The sequence below is a fragment of the Vibrio sp. RC586 genome (assembly GCF_000176715.1).
Lineage (GTDB): Bacteria > Pseudomonadota > Gammaproteobacteria > Enterobacterales > Vibrionaceae > Vibrio.
The window spans coordinates 151,654-171,433 of record NZ_ADBD01000007.1 but is presented as its reverse complement, the minus strand read 5'-3'; the positions used below and the strand labels follow the sequence as shown (position 1 = coordinate 171,433).

Sequence of the window (19,780 nt, the reverse complement as noted above, 5' to 3'; positions counted from 1 at the left end):
TCTAGGGAAATTAAGACTTTTTATAATCCTATAGTTATATCCAATGTATTTGGATAATTCATTTTTTAGCTTCTTAAAAAAATCCATTTGTCAGTGAATTCCTACAAGGTGTTTATTGACAGAACATATTTAAAGTTTGACTATTTTTACGTGGCATTTTCGCCAATAAAAATAAAATAGAATGATAAATATGAAAATAAAATTAATTTCCATAATGGTTGCAATGGCCATCGCGGGTTGCAACCATGATTCAATTTCTAATCCATCGGATTCCCTTAAACCTGACATCTCTAATCCAGGTGGTGGTGGTCCCACAACCGAAGGTGGAGAACTTCCAGATATTGGCGTTGATGACCCTATCATCCTTTCTCGTCTTTCACTCGATGGCAGCATCATGTTCGGTCATTCGGTGCTCTGTAATGGTGAGCCAGCCTCGGAGTTTTCGGTGGAACAAAAAGGCCATGTGGTGTGTACATTGGACGGTCAAACGTTGGCCACCTTTAGCTCTCCTTTCAATATTCCGAATTCACGCATGGCAGCTCGACCAAGTGGATTGGAATTACTTACGCTGACGAATGCCGATGAGTACAAAGAGTCTGTATTACGTCAAGCCAACCTACAAACTTTGATCAAAAACATGGGTAATCTGCAAGGGAAAAATATTGATTTTAATTTCGAATCATCCCGTGATTCACTCACTTTTCAAAATTACCTTCGAAATAATTTAGATATGCCTGCTGAAGAGTTTCGTGAACTGATTACCGAAAAAATCAGCAACGATAATCAAGTGGACAAACAACCTTCAACCCATGTTCCCGATATTCCACCCGCGGTCACTCCGGGGGCATCAAACGATTTAAACAGCGGTTTTGTTTCAGCGAATGCTGAAGAGAATTTGGTTTATAAGCCTACAGAAATCATTTTAAGTCAAGGTCAATTATTGGACAGTCAGGGTCGTCCGGTGAATGGTATAGCTTATTTCAGTAACCACAGTCGAGGTGTGACTGGTATTAATAAAAATGGGCAAGCCACGGGAGACGGCAGCTTTGAATTTTCGTGGGGAGATACGATCAGTTTTGCGATTGATACCTTTGAGCTTGGTCATATTCGTGGCAATAAAAATACCTTTAAATTGAATGAGTTAGGTTCTGAATGGGCAGGGAAGAATGCAGAAACTTTAGTGTTGCGTTATGCCAATATTTCCGGCGATATAGTTTCACTTTCGGATAAAGTTACCCAAGTTTTTTCTCAATACCCGAATGTTGTGAATGAATCCATATCATTGTCGCTCAGTAATGAAGATGTCGAGCTGGATGTCGGAGGTGGTGAAAAGCAAACGGTGCCAGGAGAGTTCCACAAGCAATTTTCCCAAGGGATCGCCGCAGAAATTGATCAAGCTTTAAACCCCAGTCGTGCATCACAAATGTGGTCAACGTTTGCGACGAAATCGGCCGTGGATCCAGAAGCGAGCCGAATTCTGGCGGACATCCAAAAACTCTGGGGCGCGACAGAGGAAGTGCAGAAACAAGGATGGAAAAAAGTGGAACGCTTCCATGTATTCCATGACAGTACCAATTTTTACGGTAGTACCGGTCATGCACGTGGACAAGCGGCAGTCAACATCGCCAATACGGCTTTCCCTGTTTTGATGGCACGAAACGATAACAACTACTGGATTGATTTTGGTAAACCGAAGGCATGGGATGATCAAGGTTTAGCTTTCATTACAGAAGCGCCTTCGCTGGTTCAACCTGAGAAAGTTTCTGCCGAGACCGCAACGTTTAACTTGCCTTTTATTAGCGTCGGTGATCTTGGCCGAGGAAAAGTGATGGTAATCGGTAACTCGCGTTACAACAGCGTTTTAGTTTGCCCGAATGGCTTTAGTTGGAATGGTGGCGTAAACCATCAAGGCGAATGTATCGCAAGCTCTGACAGCAATGATATGGGAAATTTTTTCAGTAATGTGTTGCGTTATCTGACTGGAAAAAATTCGGCCGAACTGACGGTTGGTACGAATATTCCTTACGTCTATTTCAAGCGTTATGGACAAGTGATGGGTAGCTCAGCGCCATTTATTTTGGATACACGATTTGCTGCGCGCACAGAGACGCTGACGAGTTTTGAAGGACTAGATCCAGAAACTCTGCCTGTTGTGATCCTCAATGGTTATGAATATCGTGGATTGAGAGGGATGGGAAGTTATGATCTGCCGTTGAGTGCCGATACTGACGAGCCGAAAATGAGCCAAGACGATGTCACGAATCTGATCGACTACGTTAATCGTGGCGGCAATGTACTGATGATGGAAACCATCATCGACCAAGCTAATGCGGGGGAGATGACGCGCTTACTCGATAGTTCTGGCATTGCTTTTGGCATGGGATCAAGTGTGATAGCGAATGGTAATGGTCCGAGTGGTGGTTACCCAGATCGCGTACGTAATCAACGTCAACATGGTATATGGGTACTTGAACGTTATGCCGCGATAGAAGGGGGGAATGGTGCAGCCCCGATGTTGCCATACACGATTAAAGAAGATGGCACGGTTGAGTGGACGTTTATTATTGAAGGTAAGCCGGATGATAAACCCAACCTAGAGGTAGCCAGTTGGCTAGAGAAAAACAGTGAAGGTTCGTTGGTTAAGCAAGTTGCTTTCATCTATGAAGCGGATCATTGGCAAAAAAATGAGCAAGGGCAGATTATCTACAACGAGAGCGGGAAGCCCGTGCTCAACGAAGCAAGTTTAGCGGCTGCCAAGCAGCGTATTCTCAATGCTTTCGTCACTTCAGATGGGAAACTGGCTTATCAAGAATGCAGTAATAGCCACTACCATTACGAAGTGAACTGTTTGGAATACCGCCCTGGTAATGCTATCCCGACGGGAGGCGGTATGCATGTCCCATTTTATACCGAGCTAAAACTGGGTGATGAAGAAGCCAAAGCGATGATCAAAGCCGCCAATCTAGGCACTAACATTGAAGCTTTGTATCAACATGAACGCTATTTCCGCACTAAAGGTAAGCAGGGTGAGCGCTTAAGCAGTGTCGATCTCAACCGCATCTATCAAAACATGACGGTTTGGCTGTGGAACGATCTCGATTATCGTTATGAAGCAGGACATGATGATGAACTAGGCTTTCAGCGCTTCACTGAGTTCTTAAACTGCTATACCAATGATGTGGCAGGCGGAAATACCCAATGCCCAACAGATTTGAAATTAGAACTGAATCAAATGGGCATGGTGTATGGTGAAGGTGAGTATGCTGGCCAAATGAACCCGAGTTACCCATTAAACTATATGGAAAAACCTCTGACTCGTTTGATGTTGGGGCGCTCATTCTGGGATTTAGACATCAAAGTGGATGTGCGTGCTTTTCCAGGAGAAGCCAAGGGTTCTCAAGGCCGAACAATAATCTTGGATATGCGTAACCAAACCACGGCATGGTTTGCGGGTAATCGTCAGCCAACGGGTCAATGGGCTGTCGCGCAGCAAGAGTTCAGTGTGGCCGTGTCTGGAGAAGATTCTCCTGTGACAATCACCATTGCACTGGCTGATGACCTTACAGGGCGTGAGAAGCATGAGCTTGGCTTAAAACGCCCACCAAGAATGAGCAAATCTTTTGTGATTGGTGGTGAAAACGGAAACCCAACGAGCAAAACGTTCACCGTGCCTTATGGCGGTTTGATTTATGCCCAAGGTGGAAACAGCGAGCTGGTAAGTCTGACTTTCACTGGAACGATTGATGCCCCATTGTATAAAGAGGGTAAGTGGGAAAATGGGCTAGATTCCCCAGCACCAATCGGTGAAGTTGTCTCGAACAGTTTCGTGTTTACCGCTCCGAAAGCAAACTTGAATGCCTCTGGTTATACCGGTGGTATTGCTCAATTCGCTCAAGATTTGGATCGGTTTGCTCTCGATCTCAACGATTTCTATGCGCGTGATGAAGGTGTAGAAGGTCAGCATAACCGTAAAGCCACCAGTGAGAGTAACCCCAATAACCGCCATCATTTTGTCAACGATGTGGCGATCAGTATTGGTGCTGCTCACTCTGGCTATCCAGTAATGAATGCCAGTTTTAATGCCACAAGCAAAAGTTTAAATACCGCACCACTGAATAGCTGGTTATTGTGGCATGAAGTAGGGCATAACGCGGCCGAAGCGCCATTCAACGTTGATGGTGCTACTGAGGTAGTCAACAACTTATTGGCGCTTTACATGCAAGATTGTCATTTAGGAAAGATGGCTCGTGTTGAACAAGACATTCGTATTGCTCCTGAATTCGTGAGTATGGAGCGCGGCCATGCATGGGGTGCGGGCGGTGCGGGTGAGCGTTTGGTGATGTTCGCTCAACTTAAAGAGTGGGCTGAGACGGAGTTCCAAATTGAACGCTGGTATTCAGGTGAACTACCGACTTACTACAGCCAAGAAGATGGAGTGAAAGGTTGGAACCTGTTTAAACTGATGCACCGTTTAACCCGTAATGCAGACGATGGCGTAATGACACTGAAAGGAGAGAACTTATGCCAACCTTCTGGGTTGGGTAAAAGTGATCAACTGATGCTTTGTGCTTCCTATGCCGCGCAAACCGATCTCACCGAGTTTTTCCAAACGTGGAATCCGGGTAGCAAAGCGTTTATCTATCCCAACGACCCAAAACCACACTATGAAGGTGGCGTGACAAGTGCGGGGGTGGATCGTGTTAAAGAACAAAACTACCTTAAACCGAACCGAGATCCGTTAAAAATTAACCAGATCAGCCAGTAGGGGTGTTTAGGCAATAAAAATAGAGCGTCGAAAGACGCTCTATTTTTTATGGGATGTTTAAAACGATATTGGACAATAATTAGAGGTTAATTGTTACCCTTTGTTTTTCTCGATAACGTGAATCGCCACCGCTAAAAAGAGAATATCTTTCAATAAAAAGAAGTTTGGAACCAAAATCCCATCCGATACCTTCCAAGTATCAGGCGTTGTGATCAGAAAACTTAAAGTGCTAATAAAAATCACCACGCTCGCAATGCCAGAGTAATAAGCTACTTTAGAAGAGCGTAATCCAATCAATAAACCAATCCCTACTATTATTTCTGTCGCACCAATTAGGTTAGAAACCGCTTGTACGGAGATAAATTGGTAAGTCCAGCCCATCAAGGGGTGGTTAAGTACCAAAGGCTCGATTAATTTGGCTTCGGTGGGGGTAAATTTGTAAATCCCCAACCAAATCAAGATCAGTGATACCCCCAACACACCGATAAGATAGCCGTATTGAGTTGTTAGGTTGTGCGTTTTCGAGTCGTGCATGAAAGCTCCTTTAAACAGATATACAAAGAATTATTGAGCAAAAATGAGTTCACATTTGCTGGTTCAAAGGAGATGACCTGAAAGGTTGAAAAATTCATTCACGCTTTTATATCGTATTTGGACATGAGTTATAACCAGTTTAAAAAACAGCCGGCATGCTTAAGAAACGCCCGAGAATAGAGAGCTAATTTAACCATCTCTAATAAATAATTCTGTGAACCAATATCACAAATATTGGCTTAAAATAATGACGGTTGATAAGTAAAAATATGAGAAGTCATCTAAAACTTTCGTTTAAATCGATTTTCTCTATTAAATTCATCGTTATTTCCCATTTAGTGAAAAGGGTTATTTACCCTTATATTCTCGCTGGGCAGAAAAGAGCTTTTGATTTCTTCATTCTCCGCAACGTCGGTCAGAATGGCAGGTCGCATTGGAGAGCAACCATGCATATGTCAAAAAGCTTTTTAATTATTTCAATGGGTTTTGTGGCGGTATCCGTACAGGCACAAACTCTTACGCGAGACAACGGTGCGCCAGTTGGCGATAACCAAAACTCCATCACGGCAGGTGAGCATGGCAGTGTATTGCTGCAAGATGTTCATCTGATCCAAAAATTGCAGCGTTTTGCCAGAGAACGTATTCCTGAGCGGGTAGTGCATGCCAGAGGAACTGGCGCACATGGTGAGTTTGTCGCATCCGGTGATTTTAGTGATCTGACACTCTCAGCGCCGTTTACCAGCAAAGGCAAAATCACACCGGTATTTGTGCGTTTTTCAACGGTGATTCACTCAAAAGGTTCGCCAGAAACGCTGCGCGATCCGCGAGGTTTTGCGACCAAATTTTATACCGAACAAGGCAACTGGGATTTGGTAGGGAACAACCTGCCTGTGTTCTTCATTCGTGATTCGATCAAGTTTCCGGATATGGTTCACTCGCTGAAACCATCACCCGTCACCAATATGCAGGATCCGAATCGCTTTTTTGATTTTTTCAGTCATGAGCCAGGGTCTACACATATGTTGACTTGGGTGTATACCAACTTAGGTACACCGGCAAGCTATCGAACCATGGATGGTTTTGGCGTTCATGCTTATAAATGGATCAATCAAAAAGGCGATGTGAACTACGTGAAATTCCATTGGAAAAGCCTGCAAGGAATTGAAAGTTTGCGCCCTGATGAGGTCGTCACAGTTCAAGGACAGGACTTTAACCATTTAACGAATGATCTCTACACACAAATTAACGCGGGTAATCACCCCAAATGGGATCTTTATGTACAGGTGTTGACACCAGAACAACTGAGCAAACTGGATTACAACGGCTTAGATGCCACCAAGGTATGGTTGGATGTGCCGGAGAAGAAAGTCGGTACGATGACCTTGAACAAAGTACCTGACAACTTCTTTTTGGAAACCGAACAGTCGGCATTTGCGCCATCAAACCTAATTCCTGGTATTGAGCCATCGGAAGACCGTCTGTTGCAGGGGCGTTTATTTGCGTATGCCGATACACAGCTTTATCGCTTAGGTGCCAATTTGTTCCAACTGCCAATTAACCGCCCGTTGGTTGAGGTGAACAGCCATAACCAAGAGGGCGCGAGTAACAGTGCACAAACGGCTTCAGACATTAACTACCAACCCAGTCGTAAGCTTGAATTGAAAGAGGACCCTCAATTTAAAGCGGTACAAACGCAGTTGGTTGGAAGTGTTCAGCAAAAAGCGATCAGCAATCCGCGTAACTTTTATCAAGCAGGTGTGCTCTATCGCAGCTTAAATGAGCAGGACAAACAAGACCTTATCACCAACTTGGCGGGTGACTTAAACAAAGTCACTGACAAAGAGATCAAAGCTACTATGGTCAGCCATTTCTACCGAGCGGATAAGGATTACGGTACTCGCTTAGCCCGTGCGACCAATACCGACTTGAAACAGGTGGCAAAACTGGCCGCGATGTAACCGATAAAAATTTGCCCCGCAAGAGATAAATCCGCTCTTTTCTGCCCAGAAAATAGGGCTCTTGTGGGGCATTCACTATGGCAAAGGAGAGGAATGATGAAATGGCTATGGCCGCTCGTTTTAATCGGCTTATTAGTACTATTCCCTTTTAGATTGAGTGTAGCGGCTTCGGAGCCGTCTGGTACTGCACGGTCAGATACAAGCCAAGAGTACCAGTCTCTGATCTCACTCTTTTTCGCAGCAGCAAGGACAGGGAATGACGAAGTTGTGAATGAATTTCTCTCCGCTGGATTTCCGATTAATCAACGAAATGCAGAGAGCTATACCGCATTAATGGTTGCCGCCTACCAAGGCAACGCACAAACCGTGGAACTTTTACTACGCTTTGGAGCGAATGCTTGTTTGCAAGATAAACGTGGTAATACGGCTTTAATGGGAGCTCTACTGAAGCGGGAAATCCAAATCGCGAGAGCTTTATACCAAGCAGAGTGTGCGGATGACCTTCGCAATAAAGCGGGACTCTCGGTGCAAGAATTTGCTGAGTTGTACGGTCAATCTGAGACGTTAAAAGCGCTGCATCAAGAAAAATTGGCTGTGTCGTCTTCCACTCAATCACGACCTCTCAACTAACTGTGTCTTACTCTCAAACCCTCAATAAGGATATCCATCATGAATCAATTTACTTTGTTTGCGGTCGCCGCGTTTTTCTCTTCTTCGGTTTTGGCGCAAGAAATGACCGTAGTGATGACGGATTTGAGCTCTGGCCAATCCTTGGGCACCGTTACCTTAACTGATAGCGAGTATGGTACGGTCTTTACTCCGCAGTTAACTGGCTTGCCATCCGGTTTGCACGGTTTTCATGTACACGCGAATGGCTCATGTGAAACCTCGTCCAAAGATGGCAAAACCGTATTAGGTGGCGCTGCGGGTGGGCATTATGATCCGCAAAACACGGGAAAACACGGCTATCCGTGGACCAACGACAATCACTTGGGCGATCTCCCAGCTTTGTACGTGGATGCGCAAGGCCAAGCAAATCAACCCGTTTTGGCATCCCGCTTCAAAATGGCAGAGGTAAAAGGTAAAGCTTTGATGGTCCACGCGGGCGGGGATAACCATTCCGACCATCCAATGCCTTTGGGTGGCGGTGGTGCGCGCATCGTGTGTGGTGTGATTGGTTTATAAAACGCTTTAAATATTGTTGGCCATCCTAGATGGCCAACAATATCTTATCTCGCACTGGAATCTGAGCTGGGCTGAGTGATGCGTTGCCAAGTGCCTTGGCGATACATCTCAATCCCTTGATCAGCAAAACGGGCCAGATAGAGCCATTCATGCTTAACCAAATGTTCAACTACGCGGTGTGAAGCCATCACTTGCTCAATCCGTTCGCGCGGCGCATCAATCACCACAGTGAGGCGTAAGGCTTCATGTCGCCACCCTTGGCCATCATGCAGCGATTGCAGGGCTAAGCCACAGCGCAGATCGCCTCCGTTGCCTTCAAAAAGACCGATATTTCCTCCCACCACATTATGCAAGGTTTTATTGCCACTGCCGAAGCGGCGATTATCGACGGTGGAGGCAAAATACTGCATGTTAATCCAGTGTGTGACCAGCATTGGGGCCGTCATAATTTGTGTCAGTAATTGCCCTTCGGGATCGCGCTCCGGTTGGTATTCATGCAAAAACACTCGACCATCGAGTTTCGCCAGCTTTGAACGTTGCCGCGGTGCAATGATAAAAGCGGCGTTGTTGGTTAGCCCCCACTCAGGGCGAGTTTGCGCCCAATCATGGGCTCGACGCAGAAACGCTTGCTCCAATTGCGGGGCAGATAGGGCGTTGTCCTTGCTTGGAGGCGCTTGGTGGTTGTGATTCAATTCAAGACTTGGCGCGCGTTCTTGACGTGCGCCATGGCTGGCGGCCGTGAGCTGCTGATCAAGTTGTTCTAGTGCTTCGCGATGGCTTGTTGGGATCTCATGGCGATCAAAAAGCGTTATCGCTTCTGTCGTGGTGTTGTGTAGCGCCGCGATAAAGTGGACGTCATCGCGCAGCGAAATTCCATATTCAGGCAACGCTTGGCGCACCGCCTGATCATTTAGCAATGCTGCTAACGTGCGAGCGTTGACTTCGCCGCTTTGACCGCAGCAGGCCCCACAATCCAGCCCTGCACGCTGCGGATTATTTTGCGTCTGTGAGCCGTGCCCTACGAGTAGCACCAAGCGTGCTTGCTCGGTGGCGATCCCCAACGCTCTTAGAATGTTGGCTGCCATTTGAGCACGCTGCGCTAACGTTTGTGGATCGCGCGTGAATTGCGGTTTGACACTCTGCCACTCATGTTCCGTAAAGGCGAAACGCTCCACCGATGCGCTCGATACAGGGTAGGATAAGGTGCGTTTAAGGAGCTTGGTTAAATAAGCCAACCCCGTGGTTTCCACCAGAGTAAACGTGGAGGCGGGGAGGTGATGAAACGCGCGCCAGCTAAAGTGTCGCTTGAGTCGAGCACGGCGACGCAAGGCCAATTTCGCGTCTTGATCTTCATCCCCTGTGCTGTCAGAGACGGTCAAGCTCGGCGCTAATAAGCCCGGTAACTGTGGGCGGCTTGCTTCGGTCCCCAGTAACTGATAGCGGATCGGTAAGCCAAAAAAGCCTGCGAAGCCAAGGGTTTGAATATGGGGTGATTGCGCTTCTAAATGGCGGCGAATGACTTCTGAACGCACATCGATACAAAAAGCCGCTTGCACCTCGGGATAACTTGATTGGTGAGCCGACTCTTGTACTAATGTCAGCTCAGCAAAGAGCTGGCGCTGATAGGCGATTTCCGCACTGCGTTGCCACAGTAGCGCAATGCGTAGTGGGCGATCCTCCTCGCACGATTGGCGCGGTGCCCAAGATTGCTGCCACTGTAACCACACAGAGCCCATACCGCGCTCACCATCATCAAGTAAGTTCTCCCAGCAGAGACGAATCGCCAACAGATCGCGCAGGTGCTCATCGTGCCGACCCTCAAACCCTGCCTGCCATGCGAGATAAGCACACCAGGATGCCCAGCCACTGATGCGCATTAACACGGCTTGTAAATACGTTTCTTGCTGCACAGGGGCAATAGCGAGTTGCGCTAGAGTTTGCTCAATGGCGGCCATAGCATCCTCGGGAAGCTTGGTGGCTTTTTGTTTTACGCTTGTCTCGTTGAGCAGCAGCGTGATGCTGCGATCGTGGATCATCGCCTCACGCCAAGTGGCAAAGAGTCCGGTTTGCTGATCTGGGCTCCAATCGGCTTGATGATGGTCAAAATAGGCGGCGCAAAATTGCGAAATTTGATGGGTGATGGCCTCATTCCATGCGGGATGATGCTCAAGATCACGCCGGCTATCGACGGTGTCGCACAACAATGGCCAAGGATGACTCGGCGCTGTTGGCTGTTGTAAAGCGGCAATCAAGGTGGATTCGCTAAGGTCACTGTTTTGTTCAGCGATGGCTTGTTGCAAATCCGCTGATTGGATTTGCTGGTTTTGCCAACGAAGGTGGTAATCACTGAGCGTCATGGTCATAGGGGAGGCGGCCAATTGCTTGAGCTCGGCGGCGGCTTGTGCAAAGGGCTTATCAATCCGTTTCCAATAAGGGCTCACCGCAATCATGCGATCCAGCGGCCAGTTAGGAGCAATCAAGGCGCAGACTTGTTCGACAAGTGTCGATAATGCTGGGTTAGCGGTGGTGCTTAAAGCTGAGAGTGAACGTGGCGCATTCATACGCGTTCTCCTGTCGTCGGTTGCGCTTGAGTTGATGAAAGAGTGGTAGGCAGAGTTAATTGCACGGGCCAATATTTGAAGGTCAGGCGCGTAAAAGTCTCATCAAGATAAAAACCATGGTAAACCCAAGGATAGAGCCACAGTGATAAACGGCTTTTAGGATAGAGGCAGAGCAGCACTTGCATCAGATACAAAGTGATAAAACAGAACATCACAAAGCTCAGCGCGAGTGGGCTAGCGGGGCGCAGCTCGGGTGCTAAACCCGCAAACAGCAGATGCCATACGAAATAGAGTTGGGTGAGTAGGGCAACCCGCAGCACACCGAGGCTCAAGCCACTTGGTGTAAAACGTCCACTTTGCCAAAGTAGCGGAGCAAAACCTAAGGCGAGAATCGCGACCACCGCATTGGGTAGATGCAAATTGGGTGTTAAGGATTGCCATAAATGGTGCAGTATCAGGATAAGCGCTGCGCTGAGCCCTACCGCGAGCAAGGCCCCCACGGCTTTACCATTGACACTTTGTGGGGCTTGAAAATCATGCAGACGTGCTCGCTCCACCGCTTCGCCAGAACTTAGGAAGGCATAAGCTTTATAAAGTGAATGCGCCACCAAATGGAGCAGGGCGAGCTCATATAAGCCTAAGCCGATTTCCATCAGCATAAAGCCCATTTGCGCGCACGTTGACCAAGCTAAACGAACTTTAATGCTGATCCGAGTCAGCATGACCATACCAGCGAGCACCGCAGTGAGGCTACCGACGATCACCAGCAACCATTGCGCCGAAGGAGCAAGCCCAATCAGTTCTGCGACGCGCAGCAGAACGAATCCCCCCATGTTAACTACACCCGCATGCAATAATGCCGAGACTGGCGTTGGCGCTTCCATCACCTGAATCAGCCAGCCGTGCAGAGGTAACTGAGCGGTTTTTAAGATAGCAGCGAAGGCGAGCAACAACGCAGCCCCAGTTAAGCTAAGTGGCAGCGAATCCTGCGCGTTTAACGCGAAGTGAATCTCTTGTAGCGACAAGCTACCGACATCGAGATAGATCAAACCGAGCGCTAACAACAAACAGATTTCGGCAAAACGGCTGACTAAGAATTTTTTGTGTGCCACCACGCGTGCGGCTTTGCGCTCTGGGTAAAAGGTCAGGAGACGATGTAGGCCAACGCTGGTTCCGCTCCACGCCAGCACGATCACAAGCAGATGCTGACTGGTGACCAACAAGGCTACGCAGCTTAGGGTAAACAGCGTGGCGGTGACAAAACGCGCTTGCTGCGCTTCGCCTTGCAGATAACGATGGGCGAAGCGGGTTATCACCCAGCCTAGGAGCGAGACGAGTAGCGCCATCACGACGCCTAATCCATCGACAGGGACTAGGTTGATGCTCGCTTGCCCTATCGCAAAAAGGGTATTTCCAAGCATGGCGATGAAGCCAGCGAGAGTGGCGAACTTGGCGATACGCCACTGCTGTTGAGGTAACCATAAGCTCAAGACAAGGCCACCAAGATACAAACTAACAAGGAGCCACTGGGGTGACAGTTCCGACATGGGTCGGCCTCCTGATTGAAAAATAAGATGTTATCGGTGGCGCTATTGTGGTTGCGAAGGAATGAGTAAGTAAAATATATTGTTATTAACAAAACGTTCTATAAAAGAGAACAAAGCGATGCGACATCTGAATTTTCACCATTTACATTACTTCTGGACTGTGGCTAAAGAGGGGCATCTCACTCGTGCTGCGCAGCAACTCAATGTGTCACAATCGGCGCTTTCTTCACAAATTCGTCAGTTAGAAGGTCAATTGGGGCATGATCTGTTTGTGCGCCAAGGACGCAGTTTGCAGCTCACCGAAGTTGGGCATTTGGTTCTGGAATATGCCGAAAGCATATTTAACTTGAGCGGCGAGCTGCTTTCGATCATGGAGAGCGGTGAATTACAACGAGTACAGCAATTAAGGATTGGCTCGGTGGCGACCTTATCGCGAAACTTTCAGGAAAACTTTTTACGCCCTGTGCTCGGTAAATCGGATGTGCGGCTTATCTTGTCTTCCTCTACCTTGGAAGATCTTCTAGGTCAGTTACAAATGCATAAGCTCGACCTGATCCTTTCCAATCGTCCGGTACCGAGTGACTCAACGCAGCCTTGGCGTTGTAAGCGCATTGCACAGCAAAGTGTCTGCCTTGTCGGACCGCCGAGTGACACTTTGCGCCGTTATCAATTTCCACAGGATTTACCTAAAGTGAAAACCTTGGTGCCGGGGGCAAGCAGTGAAATTCGGCTGCAATTTGATCTGTATTGTGAACAGTTAGGGTTAGCGGTAACGCCCTACGCGGAAGTCGATGATATGGCGATGTTGCGTTTATTGGCGCGCGATGTGGAAGGCGTCACTGTGGTGCCCGAGGTCGTGGTACAAGATGAAATTGAAACAGGACGGCTGTGCAATTACGGAACACTGGACGCGGTGACCGAAAGCTTCTACGCGATCACTACAAAACGCCATTTTGATATGTCTATTGTCAATCGGTTGCTCGACAACTAGTTGCAACTATAGGTTGTATACCTTTGCGCCATAGAAAGGTGGGTGGGCTCGGTAGCTGACAATGCCATACAATTCTGCGATAGATTTCTTACAGAGAAAGGGGTATGGTGTGGTTCGTGACTAATTTATCAATAAAATGGCGATGTACTGCGAGACAAGACACTCTATTTTGGCGGCCATTCAGGCTAACCGACATGCCCCTGCATTATGGGTGAAACAGAAAACCTACACCTATCAAGAGATGACCGATATGGCACTCTCATTGAGTGACTATTGGCATTTACAGGGCGTGCAGCGAGTTGCGATCCTTTCGGTACGCGATCTCGCGGCTTATTCTGCGATTTGGGCGAGCTATTTGGGCGGTATGACTTATATTCCGCTCAATGCGCGAGCAACAACAGAACAGACCCAAGAGACGCTGATCGCGACACAATGTGATTCCATCATGGTAGACGCGCAGCAATTGAGTCGTTTGTCCTCCTTACTTGAGACTTGCATAGATCGATTACACATTTATGCGCTGCCTGATGTGGATATGGAACTGTTACGTCAGCAATATCCTCAGCACACTTTTCACACAGTGCAGATAACCGAACAAGATGTGGAATTACTGGTAGCGAAATACCATTTAGATAATGAACATGAGTACGCTTATATCATGCAAACCTCAGGTTCGACTGGTAAGCCCAAACGTATTGCGGTCAGTTACAGTAATTTGCATAGCTATATCAGCCAAATTAACAAACTATTTCCACTCAATGCGCAAGATCGAGTGGGACAATATTCTGATTTGACTTTTGATCTTTCGGTACATGATATTTTTTACAGTTTGATCTCTGGTGCTTGTTTATATGTTGTGCCTGAATTAGCGAAATTAAGTCCAGCGGAATTTATTCGTCACCATCAATTAACGGTATGGCTTTCTGTGCCTACTGTTATTGAGTTGGCCCTACAAAGACAAACCTTAACGCCACACAGTTTACCTTCTCTGCGACTGAGTTTTTTCTGCGGACAAGCCTTGCTGCATGATTTAGCCGAACAATGGCAACAGGCTACCCAGCAGCCGGTGATCAATCTCTATGGTCCAACAGAGTGCACGATTGCCATTACCTATCATCGATTTGTCGCCCATTCAGGTATGGCATCGGTGCCGATTGGCCGTGCTTTTGAAGAGGAGTGTTTAGCCATCATCAACGAACAAGGTGAGTTGATGCGCTTTGAATCTGCACCCAAGGGGTATCGCGGAGAATTACTTCTGTCGGGCAAACAATTAGTCAATGGTTATCTGAATGATCCGCTGAATACGCAAAGTGCCTTTTTCCAACACGAAGGGCGTATTTGGTATCGTTCAGGTGACATTGTCACTAAATCAAATGGAGTGTTGATTCATCTTGGGCGTCGCGATCACCAAGTGAAAATTGCCGGACAACGGGTGGAATTAGAAGAGATTGAAACCGTTGTTCGCCGCGTGACTCAAGCGCACAGCGTGGCGATTGTACCTTGGCCTTTAAGTGAGTCGGGCTATGCCAGCGGCACGGTAGCGTTTGTGGATACCCATACCCAATGGCAACCAGATCTGTGGTTGAGCCAATGCAAACAACAATTAAATCCGACTTTTGTGCCTAAGCGTTGGTATGCCATTGAACAATTACCAAGAAATGCCAATGGCAAAACCGATATTAAAGCTTTACAACAACAATTAGCGAGTCAGACATATGAAACAAGCCATTGAAAATATCCTTATTGAGCGATTACAAACCAGTATTGAGGGTATTTCATCGATACTCACCAATAAATTTTTCGATGAGTTTGATTCCTTCTCTTTCATCGATATTGTCGCCAAAGTAGAAAGCCAGTTTTCGGCACAAATTAATCTATTTGATATGCCATTAACCATGGAATCGTCAGTCAATGAAGTCATTGATTGGTTAGTGAGTGAAGTAGGGGAATAACGTGCGTATTTTTTGGTTAAAAGCGTTAACCTCAGGCTTATTTTATTTACCACTGTCGATAAAAAATGGTTTATGCCGCCTCGTGGCCAAGCCGATAAGTCGGAAAAAAATGGCAGCGGCTTTAACACAACTTAATTACGCGTTACCTGATTTGAGTGACGTAAAAAAGCAGGCCATTGTTGAGCAATCTACTCGCTTATCATTGAAGAATTTACTCGGGTTTTGCCATCTTAAGCGTTACCAATATCAAGTTGAACAACCTGAATTGGTTCAAGAGATCCTAGATAACCAAGGCGGCGGTATTATCGTTTGTCCTCATATGGGCGTTTACGATGGGGTGACTTGGTGGCTTAACCAGCAAGGTAAAAAAGCCGTCACCATTTTTGGTGCGGGTAGTTCAGGCGATCGTCCAGATGAAAATGCCATGATCTCCCAAGCTGCGAAATTAGCCGGAGTTCCCTATCTGCTACGCAAGCAAAACTTGATGTTGGAGTTAGCACAGCGGATCAAACAAGGTGAATGGGTGGTGTTACATATGGATATGCGCACTGAAGGTGTGCCTGTTCGTTGGTTTGGGCAAGCCACACAATTGTCGGCAACGCCTTTTTTCCTTGCGCATAAACTCGCATGCCCGATCTATTTTCATTATGCGCTCAGTGAGGGGATGACGCAGAGACTGCATTTCTCGCGCTTTGCCTTGCACCAAACCGATGACTTAAGTCGCAATATTGCGCAGGATGCGCAGCAGTTAGCCGACATGATGCAGCAAGCGATCACCGCACATCCCGAGCAGTGGATCTGGCTTTATCGGCGTTTTAAGTAAAAGCAATTCGGTGTATCTAAGAAGTTGATGTGGATGATTGAGCGCCACGCGCGATTCGCTGATTCATCACACAAACAGCCTCGATAATCCCTTGACCTCATTAGGGGAATGCTTCATAAAGCCCCCCTGATACGCGATTTATCGAGGCTCTTAATATGTCCGTCCCAACTCAAATTACCTTTTTTGAATTTTTGACCCCCTTGGTGGCCTCTGGCCAGAAGACCATCACCATCCGTGATAAATCGGAGAGCCATTACGTGCCCGGCACTCGCGTTGAAGTGTTCACTTTAGAAACCCAGCGTAAAGTGTGTGAGATAGATATTCTGGCGGTTGAACCGCTCAAGTTTGATGAGATCAACGAGTTTCACGCTGAGCAAGAAGCGATAGAATTACCCAAACTCAAGGCGTTGATCCAAGAGATTTACCCCAATATCGATGAGCTGTATGTCATTACTTATCAACTAGCGAAGTCATCGAGCGCAAGAATCATGGTGAAATAAGCATGTCGAATACACACCAAGGCTTAAAAGCGGTCGCGATTTTAGAGTCGACCAAAGGGATTGTGTCGCTACTGTTGGGGTTAGGGCTGCACCATGTTGCTGGCGATAGCCTACAGCAGTTGTTGCTAGATCTGTTACAGCACTTGCACCTTAATCCTGCCAGTTATTGGCCAGAGAAATTACTGCATCAAGCGGGGCTTCTCACCCATTTCAATTTGAACTGGGTGGCCGCAGGTGCGCTAGTGTATGGTGCGATCCGTTTGATTGAAGCTTATGGTCTTTGGCACAACTTATTATGGACGGAGTGGTTTGCACTGCTCAGCGGAGCCATCTATCTGCCATTTGAAGTGTATGAGTTGTTTACCCATCCTGGTGTATTCAGTATGGCGGCTCTGCTGATTAACCTAGTTATTGTGCTTTATATGTATCGGATTATCCGCAGTAAAGTGCCGCAAAGGTAAGATGCAAACGGCATGGCGCTCCTATAGACTAGCGGCGCCGTAGTTTGGGACGGTTATCCAAAGAGGACAGAGTAAAAATGAATCCGATTGTGGTCAGTGTCGGTCTGCTGATTTGCAGCAATGTGTTTATGACTTTTGCTTGGTACGCGCATCTTAAAGAGCTGAATAACAAACCGTGGATTATTGCGGCGTTGGTGAGCTGGGGCATTGCGCTGTTTGAATACTTACTGCAAGTACCCGCCAATCGAATTGGTTATACCGCGCTAAATGTTGGGCAACTTAAAATTTTGCAAGAAGTGATCACCTTAATGGTGTTTGTGCCTTTCTCAGTCTTTTATCTGCGTGAACCATTAAAGCTCGATTATTTGTGGGCTGGGCTTTGTCTGGTTGGGGCGGTCTATTTCGCCTTTCGCAGCAAGTTTGCTTAACCTTGATCTAGGCTCCTTATCGATCGTTTAGCGGCATAAAAACCGTAATGATATCTAGAATTCGCCCCTCCAATGAGGGGCGCATTCTTTTATAGCTAAGGTTTTATGACTAAGGTTTAATGGGCAATCCCGCCTTGTGTGAGCTTTTTCGGGTCAAGCAGCGATTCAAGCGCGGCGCGATCAAGGTCCGTCTCTTCCGCAGCGACATCCAAAATCGCGCGGCCTTGCTGGTAGGCTTTTTTGGCAATATCAGCCGCTTTGAGATAACCAATGACAGGGTTCAAGGCGGTGACGAGAATCGGGTTTTTGGCCAAGGCTTTTTCCAGATTGTCATGACGAACTTTAAAGGTTGCGATGGCTTTATCGGCGAGCGCATGGCAGGCATTGGTCAATAATTCTATTGATTCCAGTAGGTTGTGCGCGATCACAGGCAGCATCACATTAAGCTGGAAATTACCGGATTGGCCAGCCACGGTAATCGTAGTGTCATTGCCAATCACTTGCGCAGCGACCATAGTCACGGCTTCCGGGATCACAGGGTTAACTTTTCCCGGCATGATCGAGGAGCCCGGTTGTAAGCCTTGCAGCTCAATTTCCCCTAACCCCGCCAAGGGGCCAGAGTTCATCCAGCGCAAATCGTTAGCGATTTTCATCAGCGCGACCGCGGCGGTTTTCAACTGACCAGAAAGGCCGACTACGCAGTCTTGACTGCTTAGGTTATAGAAAAAATTGTCGCAGGGCTGAAAAGCAACATGACTCAATTGACTGAGGTTATCGGCAAAAATACGCGCGAAGCGCGGATCCGCATTAATGCCTGTGCCGACCGCTGTGCCGCCTTGCGCCAAGGCTTTGATGGGGGAAAGCGCATGGCTGATGCCTTGTGCTGCGTGGTCTATTTGGCTTTTCCATCCACCCAGTTCTTGTGCGAAAGTCACGGGCATTGCATCCATCAAATGGGTGCGGCCAGTTTTGACCACATCAGCCAACTCTGACTGTTTATCCGCGAGAGTTTGGCTCAAATGCACCAATGCGGGGAGTAGTTGTTGCTCAATATTGATGGCCGCACTGACTTGGATTGCTGTGGGGATCACATCATTACTGCTTTGTCCCATGTTGACATGATCGTTTGGACTCACCGCATAGCCCAACTCACGCGAGGCGAGGGTGGCAATCACCTCATTGGCGTTCATATTGGAACTGGTGCCTGAACCTGTCTGGAAAACATCAATCGGGAACTGTTCGGCATACTGACCATCAATCACCGCTTGCGAAGCATTGGCAATCGCTTGGGCGATGTCCCCTTCTAAATGGCCTAACTGCGCATTGGTCATCGCCGCCGCTTGTTTAATGTAGGCGAGGGCAGCAATAAACGCGCTAGGCATGGTGTAGCGGCTTAACGTAAAGTTATCTACGGCACGTTGAGTTTGTGCTTGATAAAGCGCATCAGCAGGGACTTTGACTTCACCCATGCTGTCTTTTTCAATTCGGTATTCGCGAGTCATAACAGATCCTTTTGGTTAATCAAGCGGGGCTTGAATTCGTTGTAATTGTTGTTTGAGTTGGCGTAAACGCAGTTCACCGTCATCCACTTGTTGATAACATTTGTTGAGCTCCATCAAGAGGATATAGATGGAATCAAGGCAGACGCGGCGGAAAATGCGGCTACGTGTAGGGTCTTGAATGGCATCTAAAAAATGGAAGTAGATTTGGCGTAGAAACAGTTCACACAGCAGGAAGTTTTGCTCTTTTGCTCCTTGGTAATGGTGTGAGGCGAGTAAACGCGCGCAATGAATGTAATCATAGATCACTTCGGGTTCAAAACCGCTCTCCACCTCATACGCTAGAAATCGATCCTGCGCCTTAAAAAAGGCGTTGTATAACCACGTTCTGTTTTCCATATCCCCCCCTTCTTCATTTAAATGATAATTATTATCACATTGCTGATGATTGCAACCGACTTTTGCGTTTATGGACGAAAAAAGCAGTCCAACCCGAACAGGAATGGCGAATCGTGTATCCCCTTCCTACTTGAAGCTGCAGCAGTGTTGGCTACGTTCGTTCACCCCAATCACATA

The 19,780-nt window shown here is 47.3% G+C and carries 16 protein-coding genes; 11 read left to right on the top strand and 5 right to left on the bottom strand.

Going from position 1 to position 19,780, the window contains the following annotated elements:
* Positions 1-190 precede the first annotated feature (190 nt).
* On the top strand, positions 191-4,765 hold the full coding sequence (locus VOA_RS13240; protein WP_009355801.1) for an SslE/AcfD family lipoprotein zinc metalloprotease: 4,575 nt from the start codon (positions 191-193) through the stop codon (positions 4,763-4,765).
* A gap of 93 nt (positions 4,766-4,858) precedes the next feature.
* Here VOA_RS13240 and VOA_RS13245 read toward each other — a convergent pair whose 3' ends face one another.
* A complete protein-coding gene (locus VOA_RS13245) occupies positions 4,859-5,299 on the bottom strand; it encodes a YkgB family protein (protein WP_000543909.1) in 441 nt (146 codons plus the stop codon).
* Between the two features lie 446 nt (positions 5,300-5,745).
* On the opposite strand from VOA_RS13245, the gene VOA_RS13250 reads away from it, so the two are divergent.
* The 3 genes from VOA_RS13250 to sodC all read left to right on the top strand — a co-directional run bounded on the left by VOA_RS13250 (position 5,746) and on the right by sodC (position 8,442).
* Positions 5,746-7,257, top strand: a complete 1,512-nt coding sequence (locus VOA_RS13250; RefSeq protein WP_000551122.1) for a catalase — start codon at positions 5,746-5,748, stop codon at positions 7,255-7,257.
* Positions 7,258-7,350: 93 nt separating this feature from the next.
* Complete coding sequence (locus VOA_RS0117425; RefSeq protein WP_032468162.1) at positions 7,351-7,887, top strand: ankyrin repeat domain-containing protein; 537 nt, start codon at positions 7,351-7,353, stop codon at positions 7,885-7,887.
* Between the two features lie 39 nt (positions 7,888-7,926).
* Positions 7,927-8,442 carry a superoxide dismutase family protein gene (gene sodC, locus VOA_RS13255; protein WP_001071439.1) on the top strand — a complete coding sequence of 172 codons (516 nt, stop codon included), beginning with the start codon at positions 7,927-7,929 and terminating at the stop codon, positions 8,440-8,442.
* 44 nt (positions 8,443-8,486) lie between these two features.
* On the opposite strand, the gene VOA_RS13260 is transcribed toward sodC, so the two are convergent.
* Together VOA_RS13260 and VOA_RS13265 are read right to left on the bottom strand one after the other, a co-directional pair.
* On the bottom strand, positions 8,487-11,003 hold the full coding sequence (locus VOA_RS13260; RefSeq protein ID WP_000993491.1) for a YbcC family protein: 2,517 nt from the start codon (positions 11,001-11,003) through the stop codon (positions 8,487-8,489).
* The gene (locus tag VOA_RS13265) at positions 11,000-12,550 is read right to left on the bottom strand and encodes an NADH-quinone oxidoreductase subunit L (protein ID WP_001292961.1); all 1,551 of its coding nucleotides are present in this window, start codon (positions 12,548-12,550) and stop codon (positions 11,000-11,002) included. The genes VOA_RS13260 and VOA_RS13265 overlap by 4 nt, the downstream gene beginning before the upstream one ends.
* Positions 12,551-12,668: 118 nt before the next feature.
* Here VOA_RS13265 and VOA_RS13270 point away from each other — a divergent pair, with 118 nt between their 5' ends.
* The 7 genes from VOA_RS13270 (at position 12,669) to VOA_RS13300 (ending at position 17,705) form a co-directional block, all read left to right on the top strand.
* The gene (locus tag VOA_RS13270; protein ID WP_001216246.1) at positions 12,669-13,541 is read left to right on the top strand and encodes a LysR family transcriptional regulator; all 873 of its coding nucleotides are present in this window, start codon (positions 12,669-12,671) and stop codon (positions 13,539-13,541) included.
* A 136-nt stretch (positions 13,542-13,677) separates the two neighbouring features.
* Complete coding sequence (almE, locus tag VOA_RS13275; RefSeq protein WP_001252096.1) at positions 13,678-15,273, top strand: lipid A modification system glycine--protein ligase AlmE; 1,596 nt, start codon at positions 13,678-13,680, stop codon at positions 15,271-15,273.
* A complete protein-coding gene (gene almF / locus VOA_RS13280) occupies positions 15,257-15,493 on the top strand; it encodes a lipid A modification system glycine carrier protein AlmF (RefSeq protein ID WP_000806242.1) in 237 nt (78 codons plus the stop codon). Before almE ends, almF begins: the two co-directional genes overlap by 17 nt.
* A gap of 1 nt (position 15,494) precedes the next feature.
* Positions 15,495-16,316: a glycine--lipid A transferase AlmG gene (almG, locus tag VOA_RS13285; RefSeq protein WP_001884831.1), complete on the top strand. Its 822-nt coding sequence runs from the start codon at positions 15,495-15,497 to the stop codon at positions 16,314-16,316.
* Between the two features lie 155 nt (positions 16,317-16,471).
* Positions 16,472-16,816 (top strand): N(4)-acetylcytidine aminohydrolase, encoded by a 345-nt coding sequence (gene yqfB / locus VOA_RS13290; RefSeq protein ID WP_000115900.1) that lies wholly within the window; start codon positions 16,472-16,474, stop codon positions 16,814-16,816.
* A gap of 2 nt (positions 16,817-16,818) precedes the next feature.
* A complete protein-coding gene (locus VOA_RS13295; protein ID WP_000072368.1) occupies positions 16,819-17,277 on the top strand; it encodes a DUF2127 domain-containing protein in 459 nt (152 codons plus the stop codon).
* Between the two features lie 77 nt (positions 17,278-17,354).
* A complete protein-coding gene (locus tag VOA_RS13300) occupies positions 17,355-17,705 on the top strand; it encodes a DMT family protein (RefSeq protein WP_001068360.1) in 351 nt (116 codons plus the stop codon).
* A gap of 116 nt (positions 17,706-17,821) precedes the next feature.
* Here VOA_RS13300 and VOA_RS13305 read toward each other — a convergent pair whose 3' ends face one another.
* Entirely contained in the window at positions 17,822-19,207 is a 1,386-nt protein-coding gene (locus VOA_RS13305; RefSeq protein ID WP_000196499.1) for a class II fumarate hydratase, read from the bottom strand.
* Positions 19,208-19,222: 15 nt separating this feature from the next.
* Positions 19,223-19,603 carry a hypothetical protein gene (locus VOA_RS13310; RefSeq protein WP_000431621.1) on the bottom strand — a complete coding sequence of 127 codons (381 nt, stop codon included), beginning with the start codon at positions 19,601-19,603 and terminating at the stop codon, positions 19,223-19,225.
* Positions 19,604-19,780 lie beyond the last annotated feature (177 nt).